Annotated in this window: 8 protein-coding genes; 6 read left to right on the forward strand and 2 right to left on the reverse strand. The window is 58.3% G+C overall.

What is annotated here, in order from left to right; all coding sequences use genetic code 11:
* Window positions 1–6: 6 nt before the first annotated feature.
* The 6 genes from ACM1ZW_RS24360 (at window position 7) to ACM1ZW_RS24385 (ending at window position 9,581) form a co-directional block, all read left to right on the forward strand.
* Window positions 7–3,498, forward strand: a complete 3,492-nt coding sequence (locus tag ACM1ZW_RS24360; RefSeq protein ID WP_414879102.1) for a response regulator — start codon at window positions 7–9, stop codon at window positions 3,496–3,498.
* The gene (locus ACM1ZW_RS24365; protein WP_017338736.1) at window positions 3,498–4,331 is read left to right on the forward strand and encodes a CheR family methyltransferase; all 834 of its coding nucleotides are present in this window, start codon (window positions 3,498–3,500) and stop codon (window positions 4,329–4,331) included. The genes ACM1ZW_RS24360 and ACM1ZW_RS24365 overlap by 1 nt, the downstream gene beginning before the upstream one ends.
* Window positions 4,328–4,921 carry a chemotaxis protein CheB gene (locus ACM1ZW_RS24370; protein WP_017338737.1) on the forward strand — a complete coding sequence of 198 codons (594 nt, stop codon included), beginning with the start codon at window positions 4,328–4,330 and terminating at the stop codon, window positions 4,919–4,921. The genes ACM1ZW_RS24365 and ACM1ZW_RS24370 overlap by 4 nt, the downstream gene beginning before the upstream one ends.
* Window positions 4,915–6,096 carry an ATP-binding protein gene (locus ACM1ZW_RS24375; protein ID WP_414879101.1) on the forward strand — a complete coding sequence of 394 codons (1,182 nt, stop codon included), beginning with the start codon at window positions 4,915–4,917 and terminating at the stop codon, window positions 6,094–6,096. The genes ACM1ZW_RS24370 and ACM1ZW_RS24375 overlap by 7 nt, the downstream gene beginning before the upstream one ends.
* A 77-nt stretch (window positions 6,097–6,173) precedes the next feature.
* Window positions 6,174–6,551, forward strand: a complete 378-nt coding sequence (locus ACM1ZW_RS24380; RefSeq protein WP_017338739.1) for a response regulator — start codon at window positions 6,174–6,176, stop codon at window positions 6,549–6,551.
* 117 nt (window positions 6,552–6,668) lie between these two features.
* Window positions 6,669–9,581: an RHS repeat-associated core domain-containing protein gene (locus tag ACM1ZW_RS24385; RefSeq protein ID WP_416739531.1), complete on the forward strand. Its 2,913-nt coding sequence runs from the start codon at window positions 6,669–6,671 to the stop codon at window positions 9,579–9,581.
* Between the two features lie 23 nt (window positions 9,582–9,604).
* Here the strand turns inward: ACM1ZW_RS24385 and ACM1ZW_RS24390 are convergent, their stop codons facing one another.
* Window positions 9,605–11,281: a response regulator gene (locus ACM1ZW_RS24390; RefSeq protein ID WP_416740836.1), complete on the reverse strand. Its 1,677-nt coding sequence runs from the start codon at window positions 11,279–11,281 to the stop codon at window positions 9,605–9,607.
* Complete coding sequence (locus ACM1ZW_RS24395; RefSeq protein ID WP_031318901.1) at window positions 11,281–12,783, reverse strand: ATPase domain-containing protein; 1,503 nt, start codon at window positions 12,781–12,783, stop codon at window positions 11,281–11,283. The genes ACM1ZW_RS24390 and ACM1ZW_RS24395 overlap by 1 nt, the downstream gene beginning before the upstream one ends.
* Between the last annotated feature and the right edge of the window lie 105 nt (window positions 12,784–12,888).

The following is a 12,888-nucleotide window of genomic DNA, read 5'->3' on the forward strand; positions in this document are numbered from 1 at the left end:
CTCCCCATGACCACCGCGTCCTCGGTTGACGAGCAACGATTCCGTAAACTCCTGAGCCGCAACGTCAGCCTGCCATTGGGCGTCGGCGTACTCAGTGCGGTGTTCTTTGTTTCGCTGATCACTTATTTGCTGTCGGTGATCCAATGGGTCGAGCACACCGACCGGGTGATCAATAACGCCAATGAAGCGGTGAAGCTGACCGTTGATCTTGAAACCGGCATGCGTGGCTTCCTCCTCACGGGCGACGAGAAGTTCCTCGAACCCTACGAAACCGCCCGGCCGAGAGTCGCGGTGGCGGTCAAGACCTTGCTTGAACTCACTGCGGACAACTCGGTACAAACGGATCGGCTGCAAAGGCTCCAGGCCTTGCAGAATGAGTGGGCTACGTATGCGCAAAACATGATCGACCTGCAGCGCGCCGGCGGTGATTACCGCAGCGCCGTTCAGGCCGGGCGCGGCAAACGCCTGACCGACGAGATCCGCAAGCAATTCGAAGATGTGATCGACATGGAGCAGCAGTTGCGCACCGCGCGCAACGAAGAAGTGCGCCGCACCACGATCTGGAGCATTAGCCTATACCTGGTGTTCATCCTCGGTATCAGCGCGTTGCTGGCTTATATCGGCCGACGGGATTTACTCAACCTGTCGCAAAGTTACAGCGCCACACTGGCCGCGCAACAAGCCAGTGCTCAGCGCCTGGAACAGCAGGCATGGCTGCGTAACGGTCAGACCGAGCTGGCCGAGCAGGTGCTGGGGCAATTGTCCCTGAATATGCTGGGTCGCAATATTCTGCAGTTTTGTGCGCAATACCTGGGCACGGCCGTCGCGGCTATTTATGTGCGTGAAGAACACGGCGGCCTCAAGCGGGTGGCGTCCTACGGCTTTTCCCGGGAGCAGGAAGAACGCAATCAGCAGATTTACAGCGATGAAGGGATTGTTGGCCAGGTGGCGCAACAGGCGCGCCTGATCCGGCTTGACCACGTTCCGAGCGACTACTTCAAAGTCACCTCCGGTCTCGGTGAAGGCCTGCCGCACAGCGTGCTGGTCGTGCCTACCAGCGATGACGATCGGGTCAACGGTGTCATTGAACTGGGCTTTTTGCGTCCGTTGAACGACCGCGACGTCGAACTCCTCGAGCTGATCGCCGGCAATATCGGCACTTCGATCGAGGCAGCACGCTATCGCCAGCGCCTGCAGGAGGTGCTGGCCGAAACCCAGCAGCTCAATGAAGAGCTGCAAGTCCAGCAGGAAGAGCTCAAGACGGCCAACGAAGAGCTGGAAGAGCAATCACGGATTCTCAAGGAATCCCAGGCGCATCTGGAAACCCAGCAGGTCGAGCTGGAACAGACCAACGAACAGCTCGCCGACCAGGCGCAGATCCTCGCCGAGCAGCGCGATGCCATGGACCTGAAAAACACCGAGCTAAATCAGGCCCAGACTCAGCTTGAAGAACGCGCCGAAGAGTTGCAGCGCTCGAGCAAATACAAATCCGAGTTCCTTGCCAACATGTCCCACGAACTGCGCACACCGCTGAACAGTTCGTTGATCCTGGCCAAGCTGCTGGCGGAAAACCCTCAGGAAAACCTCACCGCCGAGCAGGTCAAGTTCGCCGAGTCGATCTATTCGGCCGGTAACGATCTGCTGAACCTGATCAACGATATCCTCGACATTTCCAAGGTCGAGGCCGGCAAGCTTGAGGTGCGTCCGGAGAACACCAGCGTCGCCCGTCTGGTCGACGGTTTGCGCGGAATGTTCCAGCCGATGGCCACGGACAAGAAGCTGGATTTCCAGGTTGATCTGCAACCCGGCGCGCCGACGATGATCTTCACTGACCGTCAGCGTCTGGAGCAGGTGATCAAGAATTTGCTATCCAACGCGGTGAAGTTCACCGAGCAAGGTTCGGTCAGCCTGACGGTGGCCAGTCAGCCAAACGAAGGCGTGGCGTTTATCGTCCGCGACTCGGGGATTGGCATTGCCGCGGATCAGCAGGAAAGTATCTTCGAAGCGTTCCGCCAGGCCGATGGCACCACCAATCGTCGTTATGGCGGCACGGGGCTGGGCCTGTCGATTTCTCGTGACCTGGCGGCCTTGCTTGGCGGCTCCATCAGCGTCACCAGCGAACCGGGGCAGGGCAGTGTGTTTACCCTGGTCTTGCCGCAGCAGTATGTTGAACCGGGCGACACGCCGATCGAGCCGATGAAGGCTTCACCGGTGGTCATGACGCCGAAAATCGCACCCGCTGCGCTGGCGCCGCTGATTGCCGAAGTCGACATCCCGCGCTTCAACGATGACCGCACGAATGCGCCGTTCACGACGCGCTGCATTCTGGTGGTCGAGGACGAGCCGAACTTCGCGCGCATTCTCTACGACCTGGCGCACGAACTGGGTTACCAGTGCCTGGTGGCCCATGGCGCCGACGAAGGCTACGACTTGGCCAGGGAATACATTCCCGACGCGATCCTGCTGGACATGCGCCTGCCGGATCACTCAGGTTTGACCGTGCTGCAACGTCTCAAGGAACACGCCGATACCCGACACATCCCGGTGCACGTGATCTCGGTCGAAGATCGCGTCGAAGCCGCCATGCACATGGGCGCGATCGGTTACGCGGTCAAGCCGACCACCCGCGAGGAGCTCAAGGACGTGTTCGCCCGCCTCGAAGCCAAGCTGACCCAGAAGGTCAAGCGCGTGCTGCTGGTGGAAGACGACGATTTGCAGCGCGACAGCATTGCCCGGTTGATCGGCGACGAGGACATCGAAATCACCGCCGTCGGCCTGGCGCAGGATGCGCTGGACCTGCTGCGCACGACGATTTTCGACTGCATGATCATCGACCTGAAACTGCCGGACATGCTCGGCAACGATCTGCTCAAGCGCATGTCGACCGAGGATATCTGTTCGTTCCCGCCGGTGATCGTCTACACCGGGCGCAACCTGACCCGCGACGAAGAGGCCGAGCTGCGCAAGTATTCGCGCTCGATCATCATCAAGGGTGCGCGCTCGCCTGAGCGTTTGCTGGATGAAGTCACACTCTTTCTGCACAAAGTCGAATCCCGGTTGTCCCATGAACGGCAGACGATGCTCAAGACCGCGCGCAGTCGTGACAAGGTCTTCGAGGGTCGCAAAGTGCTGCTGGTGGACGACGATGTTCGCAACATCTTCGCCCTCACCAGCGCGCTGGAGCATAAGGGTGCAATCGTGGTCATTGGCCGGAATGGCCGGGAAGCGATTGAGAAATTGAATGAAGTAGAGGACATCGATCTGGTGTTGATGGACGTGATGATGCCGGAGATGGACGGTTTTGAGGCGACGACCTTGATTCGTCAGGACCCACGCTGGCGCAAGCTGCCGATCATTGCGGTGACGGCCAAGGCCATGAAGGACGATCAGGAGCGCTGCCTGCAGGCCGGTTCCAACGATTACCTGGCCAAGCCTATCGACCTGGATCGCCTGTTCTCGCTGATTCGCGTGTGGCTACCGAAGATGGAACGCATTTAGTGGAACGCATTAGTTCAGTGGAGCGAAACAGCGAAATCGAATTGCGGTTGTTGATCGAGGCGATCTACCTCAAATACAGCTATGACTTTCGCGATTATTCTGGCGCGTCGATCAAGCGTCGCGTCCACCACGCGTTGAGCCAGTTCGAGTGCGCCACCATTTCGGCGCTGCAAGAGAAAGTGCTGCACGATCCAATGGCATTCATGCAGCTGCTGCAATTGCTCACGATCCCGGTCAGCGAGATGTTCCGCGATCCTTCGCACTTCCTCGCCATTCGCAGGGAAGTGGTGCCGCTGCTCAAGACTTATCCCTCGATCAAGATCTGGATCGCCGGTTGCAGCACCGGTGAAGAGGTCTATTCGATGGCGATCCTGCTGCGCGAAGAAGGCTTGCTCGATCGCACCATTATCTACGCCACCGACATCAATCCGCGTTCGCTGGACAAGGCCAAGCAGGGGATTTTCTCCATGGAGAATGTCCGCGCCTACACTCACAACTACCAGCAGGCAGGTGGCCAGCGTTCGTTCGCCGACTACTACACGGCGGCGTACGGCTACGCGATTTTCGACAAGAGCCTGTGTGAGAACGTGACCTTCGCTGACCACAGCCTGGCGACCGACAGTGTCTTTTCAGAAACTCAGTTAATTTCGTGTCGTAACGTATTGATTTACTTTAATAAAAAGCTTCAGGATAGGGCGTTCGGGTTGTTCCACGAATCCCTTTGTCATCGTGGTTTTCTGGTGCTGGGCAGCAAGGAAACCCCGGAATTTTCGGCCTTCGGCAACCAGTTCGAGCCTTTGGTCAAACAAGAACGGATCTACCGTAAATCATGAACAACGCAGCGCAGTTGTCTTCTGTGGAGGCTATCGTGATCGGTGCATCAGCCGGCGGCGTCGAGGCGTTGCTGAGTATCCTCAGCCCGCTGCGTGAAGGCTTCGTGCTGCCGATCATTGTGGTGCTGCACCTGCCCGACGAGCGTCGCAGTCACCTGGCCGACGTGTTTGCCCGACGCGTGGCCATGCGTGTTCAGGAAGCCCGTGACAAAACGTCGATCGAAGCCGGGACGCTGTATTTCGCCATGCCCGGCTATCACTTGTCGGTGGAGCAGGACCGCACCTTTTCCCTGAGCCTGGAAGACCGCGTGCATTATTCGCGGCCTGCGATCGATTACCTGTTCGAGTCAGCTGCCGATGCCTACGGCCCGGCGCTGGCCGCCGTCCTGTTGACCGGCGCCAACCGCGATGGCGCAAGCGGCATGGCCAGGGTCAAGCGTCGTGGCGGCCTGACCATCGTGCAGGACCCGGATGAAGCCCAAGTCGCGACCATGCCCTTGGCGGCGCTGGATACCCATCAGCCAGACCATGTTCTCCCCTTACGCGGCATTGGCCGTCTGCTTGTCGAGCTGGAACGAATAGCATGCTAAGTAACATCCAAGCCAAACTGCTGATCGTCGACGATCTGCCGGAGAACCTTTTGGCGCTCGAAGCGCTGATCAAGCGTGAAGACCGCATGGTCTACAAGGCCTTGTCCGCCGACGAAGCCTTGTCGCTGCTGCTGCAGCACGAATTCGCGATGGCTATTCTTGACGTGCAGATGCCTGGCATGAACGGCTTCGAACTCGCCGAATTGATGCGCGGCACGGAAAAAACCAAGAACATTCCGATTGTGTTCGTCAGTGCCGCCGGCCGTGAACTGAACTATGCGTTCAAAGGTTATGAAAGCGGCGCCGTCGACTTCCTGCACAAGCCGCTGGATATCCACGCGGTCAAGAGCAAGGTCAACGTGTTCGTCGACCTGTATCGCCAGAGCAAGGCCATGAAGCAACAGGTCGAAGCGCTGGAGCAGAGCCGCCGCGAACAACAAGCGCTGCTTGAACAGTTGCAGAGTACCCAGCAGGAACTGCAGCAGGCCGTCCGCATGCGCGATGATTTCATGTCGATCGTCGCCCACGAAGTGCGCACGCCGCTCAACGGTCTGATCCTCGAAACCCAGTTGCGCAAGATGCACCTGGCCCGGGACAACGCCGCGGCGTTCACCCTGGACAAGATGCACGCGATGGTCGACCGCGACGAACGGCAAATCAAAAGCCTGATCCGCCTGATCGAGGACATGCTGGATGTGTCGCGCATTCGCACCGGCAAGCTGTCGATCCGCCCGACACGCTTCGACCTGTCGGCATTGGTGCGCAACTTGCTGCAAAATTTCGCCCCGCAGATCGATGCCGCCGAATCCTCGGTCACGCTGGACGCCGAGCAACCGGTGCAGGGCAACTGGGATGAATTTCGCATTGAACAGGTGATTTCCAACCTGCTGACCAATGCGTTGCGTTACGGCGCCAAGAGCCCGATCAGCGTGAAGGTGTACAGTGAGAGCGATCAGGCGCTGGTGGAAGTGCGCGATCAGGGGATCGGCATCGATCAGGAAAACCAGAAGCGTATTTTCCAGCAGTTCGAGCGCGTGACGGCCAGGCATGCCGTGGCCGGGCTGGGCCTGGGGTTGTTTATTTCAGAACAGATTGTGACCGCCCATGGCGGTTCCATCACCGTCGAGAGCCGGATTGGCGAAGGCGCCTTGTTTCGCGTTTGTCTGCCGCTGTAGGAAAACAGCCGGATAAACGCAACCTCTGATCGACCCCGGGGTCGTATCAGCAGCTATTGACCGAACAAAGGCTTCCCATGAGTGAAGATGCACAAGACGTCGTACTGATCGTCGAAGATGACCCCTCGATTCTGATGGTGCTGTCGGCCTATCTGTCGGGTGAGGGCTACCGGGTGTTGCAGGCGGAAAACGGCGAGCAGGCCTTCGAGATCCTGGCGAGCAAGCCGCACCTGGACATGATGATCACCGACTTTCGCCTGCCGGGCGGGATCTCTGGCGTACAGATCGCCGAACCCGCCGTGAAACTGCGACCGGAACTCAAGGTGATTTTCATCAGCGGCTACCCGCAGGAAATCCGCGAGACCGACAGCCCGATCACACGCAAGGCGCCGATTCTGGCGAAGCCGTTTGATCTGGATGTGTTGCAGGAGATGATGCAGGAGATGCTGTCGTAGTCGTCTGTTGTATGCGTACCTGTAATTTCTGACAGTTGACGATAGCCCTGCAGAGGCGAATAAATGTTTCGGCAAACTATGGCGTGTGTCTGCATGCCAACGCCGGGACGAGCCGTCATGCACCGACAAACGCCGATAGTCACTGTCACTGACCCTCTTCGCGTTGTTGTACGCGATATTGCCTATCATCGACGGTCTGACAAAGACGCCCCTCAGGCACGCATTACCCACCAGATCCACGACACCCTCAACCGGGTTAGCTTCAGCCGCGATCCGCGGCTATTTGCGCTCTTTGAAAGCGGTGCATCCCAATCAGCCAACCAAACCACTGTCTCCAGTCTGACTGGAAGGACATTGCTCTCCATCAACACGGATGCGGGCTGGCGGCTAACCCTGTCAGGTGCTGCCGGTCAAAGACTGGAAGACTGGGACCAGAAACTCAACCATCTGCGTACTGCCTACGATTCATTAATGCGCCCCGAGAGCGGTTTCGTATTGTCGGCGGGTGAAGAGCGGCGCACGGCGTGTTTTGCCTATGCTGACGCTTCTCTCGAATCCGCCCGACACAATCGCTGCGGCCAATTGATCCGCCACGACGACAGTGCTGGAACACGGCGCTTCTGTGAATACAGCCTCCTTGGCGCCCATCGTGAACAGTCCAGAAGTTTTCTTGAACACCTAGGGATGCCCGATTGGCCGGAAGACGAAGCTGAGCGCGACAAATTGCTTGAGCCTCAAAGAGCAACCACCCGAATGAACTACAACAGCGTCGGCGAACTGGTACGCCATGTAGACGCCTTGGGCAATGAGCAATTCCAGCGCCAGACAGTGGCCGGAAACCTGTACGAAACACGTATGACGTTGGCCGGTGTCGATGAAGATATCACTCTGGTCGGTGACATCCGCTACAACGCCTTCGGGCAGATAGAGCAGCAAACAGCCGGCAACGGTGTTGTTACCCGCACCACTTTCCATCCTGAGAATGGATGGCTGAAAACGCTGCGTGCGCAAGTTGCGAATGAGCCGCCGTTCCAGAATCTGGCATATGACTACGACCCGGTGGGCAATCCGGTGCGCATCAGTGACGCTGCACAGCCGGTCCGCTATTTCCGTAATCAACGCGTCGCCGCCATCAATACCTACCAGTACGACACGCTTGGCCAGCTCATTGGAGCCAGTGGTCGGCAGCGGGTCCAGGCGCCGGGAGGTCCTCATTTGCCAGCGTTCATCTCGCCGCCGGACTCGAGACAGCTGGAAAATTATCTTCAGACGTTTGATTACGACGCTGGCGGCAATCTGGAAGTGCTGCACCATCATGCAGAGAGTGGCAACCGGACAGAGCGAACGGCCGTTGCAACCTTGAGCAACCGAAGCCTGCCGTGGGGTGAGGGTAGTGAACGACCAGGAGACGATGAGATCGATGCCGCTTATGACGTCAACGGCAATCTCAAGACTCTTCAGCGAGGGCAGACGCTGCAATGGGATACATGTAACTGCTTGCGTCAGGTTGATCGGGTGATTCGGGAAGAAGAACCCGACGATGTGGAAAGCTATATCTACGATGGAGACGGTCAGCGGGTGCGAAAAGTCCGCATAGCCTACACCGGAACATTGAATCGTACCCACGAAACTCGCTACCTGCCCGGCGTAGAGATTCGTACAACTCCCGATGAAACCCTGCATGTCATCAGTGTTCAGGCTGGCCGATGCACCGTTCAAATCCTGCATTGGGAAGAGCGCCTGGCTCGGGGTATTCCCCCGAATCAGCTGCGCTACTGTCTATCCGATCACCTAGGCTCCAGCTCGCTGGAACTGGACAAAGATGCTGCACTCATCAGCCAGGAAACGTACTACCCCTACGGCGCCACAGCCTGGTGGGCGGGAAGGGAAAACGTTGAGGCCCGTTACAAGACGATCCGTTATTCCGGGCATGAGCGAGACGCGACAGGGCTGTATTACTACGGTTTTCGGTATTACATGCCTTGGCGGCAGCGCTGGTTGAACGCGGATCCGTGCGGGATAGCGGATGGATTGAATCTGTATCGCATGGTGGGGAACAACCCCGTCCGCTTTGTAGATGCGCAAGGACTGGCGGGTGACGATTTATCGCTGATGGAGCAGGGTGGCCCGGCTGGACAGAGAACATCCACTGTCAAATGGGCAGGAGCTCATATTGCGGATATGGCCCGCGGGGGATTAGCCACTTCAACGGGCGAACTCGCTAGGTTAGGAATCACAACGCTGTTGGAGACGACAGCGGGTTCGACAGTACGCGGTGCGAATGCAGTGGTTAGCGCGGTAGCACATGGTTACGCTGGCGGTGGTTTGGCGGAAAGCTACATAAGAGTTCATCGATTCAGGAGTCGGTTTGCGACCATCCCCATAAGATTCGCGGGTTTCGTCGGAGGTGCCGGTGTGGGCGCGACAGTGGGCTATCTCAGCCCAACCCCTTTGGGGGACCTGGCGAATATCGCCAGTCGTACCATCGAGTCGGGGATGTCTCGCATGACTTCCGGGGTGGGGGCATCGATTCAGTACACCACTCCATCCGGGGGCTGGTCGGTGGTGTTTGAGGGGGGGGCGAATCTCGCATCTGGCATTGCTGAAGGCGCCTATCTTCCAAGCCTGTCGGGACTCCACCCTGTTTTAAAAGGGTTTATCAACGGAGCGCTTAAGCAGCTTACGGGCGCCACTATTCGCAGTTTGGGTAACGTAGATGCCAGTTACACTCCGAGCAGCGAATTTAGTCTTTCAGACTGGGATGAAATAGATGCGGGATTAAGAGATTTTGCACACGCTACTTTTATGGATATTACTTACTCGAATTCAATGGAGTGGATAGTCATTGGCATTGAGGGCAATGGCCATGAAAGTCTTGCGCAGTCATATCCAGTCACGGATAGCATTTTGCATACGATCAATCCGATAGCCGAACTGGATCCCCTGATAGGACAGCGTGTCAGGGACGGATACAGTCAACAAACCGTTGCCGAAGTGCCACGAAACCGGAAATTCAAGGCAGTGGTCTAGCATTCAGTTTGGATGGTGACCCGCTAAATCAGATCATGGCAAATCATCTCCCGCACCTTCGCCGTCAACAGGTCGAAGGTAAACGGCTTGGTGATCATCTGCATGCCAGGATCGAGGAACCCGCCGCGCACCGCCGCGTGTTCTGCATAGCCGGTGATGAACAATACCTTGAGATCGGGCCGGTACTGCCGACCGATTTCTGCCAGTTGCCGACCGTTCATGCCGGGTAGCCCGACGTCGCTGATCATCAGGTCGATACGCTGTCCGGAATCCAGAATCGGCACCGCGCTGTCGGCATCGCCGGCCTCGACGAAGGCATAACCCAGGTCACTCAGCACTGTACTGACCAGCACCCGCACGGCCGGGTCATCCTCGACGATCAGCACCGTTTCGCCGTTCTGCGCGAACAGCGCGTGCTGCACGTCTGACGGACAATCCTGGGGCAGGTCACCACTGAAACGCGGCAGAAACAGACTCACCGTAGTGCCTTCGCCCACTTCACTGTGAATGGCGACGTGGCCGCGTGATTGTTTGCTGAAACCGTAGATCATCGACAAGCCAAGCCCGGTGCCCTGGCCGATCGGCTTGGTCGTGAAAAACGGATCGAAAGCGCGGTTGATCGTGCTTTGCGGCATTCCGCAGCCGCTGTCTGTCACGCTGAGCACCACGTAATCGCCGGGTTCCAGGTTGCTGTGGGCTTCGGTGAAATCGCTGTCCAGATACCGATTGCCGGTGCTGACCACCAGATTTCCACCGTCGGGCATGGCATCCCGTGCATTGATCACCAGGTTGAGCAGGGCGCTTTCCAGTTGATTGGGGTCGGCCTCTGCCACCCACAATGGCTCGCTGAGCTGCATGTCCAGGTGAATGCTTTCATTGATACTGCGCTGCAGCAACTCGCCCATGGACACCACCAGGGTGTTCATCGCCACGGGTTTGGAGTCCAGCGACTGACGACGGGAGAACGCCAGCAAGCGGTGAGTCAGGCCTGCCGCGCGGTTGGCGGAGGTCACGCCCAGGTCGATCAGGCTGTCCAGATCCTCGGTGCGTCCGCGTGCCAGGCGTCGGCGCAGCAGTTCCAGACTGCCGATGATCCCGGTCAACATGTTGTTGAAGTCGTGGGCTATGCCGCCGGTGAGTTGACCGACCGCTTCCATTTTCTGCGATTGGCGCAGGGCTTCTTCGTTGTGGCGCAACTGTGCGGTGCGCTCCTCGACCTGCTGTTCCAGGGTTTCGAGGGTGGTTTGCAGGCGCAGTTCACTTTGACTCAGATCGATCAGCCGATCCCTGGCTTCATACTGTCGTCGGCGACCGCGCAACGCGGTGGTCACCAGACTGATCAGCGTCACCGGATGAAATGGGCGTTCAAGGAAGGTGACGTTGCCCAGTTGCGGGCCGAAGCGTGAGGCGGGGTTCTGTTCGGGGCCGCCATGGTAGGTCATCAGCACGATGGGCAGGTCCGACCATGCGGGCTGTTGCTCGATCAATGCGAACAACGGTTCGACATCACTGCCCAGCAACGCCTCGGAGGAGATCAGCAACAATCCGGCGCCATGCTCCAGTTCGGCGCAAAGGCCGACCAGGTCACGGGTGATGACCCCGGCATAACCCGCTTCATTGAGCATCATCAGGGCAATCTGGCTGTCACGTCCCAGTGGCGCGAGGATGATCGCGCGTTCGGACGTCGCTTCCTGGACCATCACGGGATTTCATCCCCGAGCAAAGGATTGCTCGCACCCAGATAAGTCGGGACGCCGCGCAATACACCCTGGAACGCGTCCAGCGGTTCGCCGATGGTCATGCCCTTGGAGCTGATGCGGTATTCGCGAATGGTCGATTCATGGCTGCCGGTGCGTTTCTTGATGATCGAGATCGCCCGGCGGACCTTGCCCAGCGCTTCGAAATAGCGCAACAAAATGACCGTATCGGCGAGGTAGGTAATGTCCACGGGCGCTTGCATGTCACCGACCAGCCCATGTTGGGCTACGGTCATGAAGGTCGCGGCGCCCCGGCGATTGAGGTACAGCAACAACTCGTGCATGTGCAGCACCAGAGCGTTCTCTTCGGGCATTGCGGCTTGATAGCCATTGATGCTGTCGATCACCACGGTTTTGATATCGCGCTCATCGACGCACCGACGAACCCGGTAGGAAAGCTCGCCAGGGGACAGCTCGGCGGCATCGACTTGTTCTATATGCAGGTTGCCGGTGTCTTGCAGGGCCTTGAGGTCGATCCCCATGTTTTTCATGCGCTCGAACAGCAGGCCCAGCTCTTCATCGAAAATGAACAGTGCGGCTTTCTCGCCCCGGGCCACGGCGGCGGCGGCGAAGATCATCGAGATCAGTGATTTGCCGGTGCCGGCGGGGCCAAGGATCAATGTGCTCGAACCGGTTTCTATACCGCCGCCGAGCAGGGCGTCCATCTCCTTGATGCCGCTGGTCAACTGCTGGCGGATATACCCTCCACGGTGTTCGGCGGCCACCAGACGCGGGAACACATGTACGCCGTCGCCCATGATGGTGAAGTCATGGAAGCCGCCGCGGTATTTCTGGCCGCGATACTTCACCACGCGGATGCGCCGGCGCTCGGCGCCATAGTTGGGGGTCAATTCTTCCAGGCGAATCACGCCGTGCGCGACACTGTGCACGGTCTTGTCGAGGGACTCGGTGGTCAGGTCGTCCAGCAACACCACCGTGGCGTCATAGCGCACGAAATAGTGTTTGATCGCGAGGATCTGGCGACGGTAGCGCAGGGAGCTTTGTGCCAGTAGCCGGATTTCAGAAAGGCTGTCGAGCACGACGCGAGTCGGCTTGACCCGCTCGACCACTTCGAAAATCTGCTTGGTGGCTTCACCCAGCTCAAGGTCCGAGGAATACAAAAGGCTCTGCTGATGCTCGGCATTGAGCAGGCTTTCCGGCGGCGTCAGCTCGAAGATGTGGATGTTTTCATCCAGCTCCCAGCCATGGGACAACGCCCCTTGACGCAGTTCGCGTTCGGTTTCGGACAGGGTGATGTACAACGAGCGCTCTCCGGCTCTGGCGCCGGCCAACAGAAAATGCAAAGCGACGGTGGTTTTGCCGGTTCCGGGCTCGCCCTCCAGCAAAAACACGTGACCGCGGGACAATCCACCGGCCAGGATGTCATCCAGACCTTCGATGCCGGTGGCGGCTTTTGCACTGAACAACTCGTTAGATGTAGACAAAAAATGCCCTCTCATGACTAGGGGAAGCGAGGCAGCAGGCCTGAAGTGCCTGAATGGACTGCCTGATCACTTGACCATTGGCCGCGAAGAGCGTTCAACACTTTT

Origin of the sequence: Pseudomonas sp. NFX71 (assembly GCF_048079215.1) — a bacterium.
Classification (GTDB): domain Bacteria; phylum Pseudomonadota; class Gammaproteobacteria; order Pseudomonadales; family Pseudomonadaceae; genus Aquipseudomonas; species Aquipseudomonas fluorescens_B.

Bases quoted from the DNA above. Each gene is read 5' to 3' on its own strand.
- ACM1ZW_RS24370 (WP_017338737.1), top strand. From the start codon at position 4,328: ATGAACAACGCAGCGCAGTTGTCTTCTGTGGAGGCTATCGTGATCGGT.
- ACM1ZW_RS24375 (WP_414879101.1), top strand. From the start codon at position 4,915: ATGCTAAGTAACATCCAAGCCAAACTGCTGATCGTCGACGATCTGCCG.
- ACM1ZW_RS24385 (WP_416739531.1), top strand. From the start codon at position 6,669: ATGCACCGACAAACGCCGATAGTCACTGTCACTGACCCTCTTCGCGTT.
- ACM1ZW_RS24360 (WP_414879102.1), top strand. From the start codon at position 7: ATGACCACCGCGTCCTCGGTTGACGAGCAACGATTCCGTAAACTCCTG.
- ACM1ZW_RS24380 (WP_017338739.1), top strand. From the start codon at position 6,174: ATGAGTGAAGATGCACAAGACGTCGTACTGATCGTCGAAGATGACCCC.
- ACM1ZW_RS24390 (WP_416740836.1), bottom strand. From the start codon at position 11,281: ATGGTCCAGGAAGCGACGTCCGAACGCGCGATCATCCTCGCGCCACTG.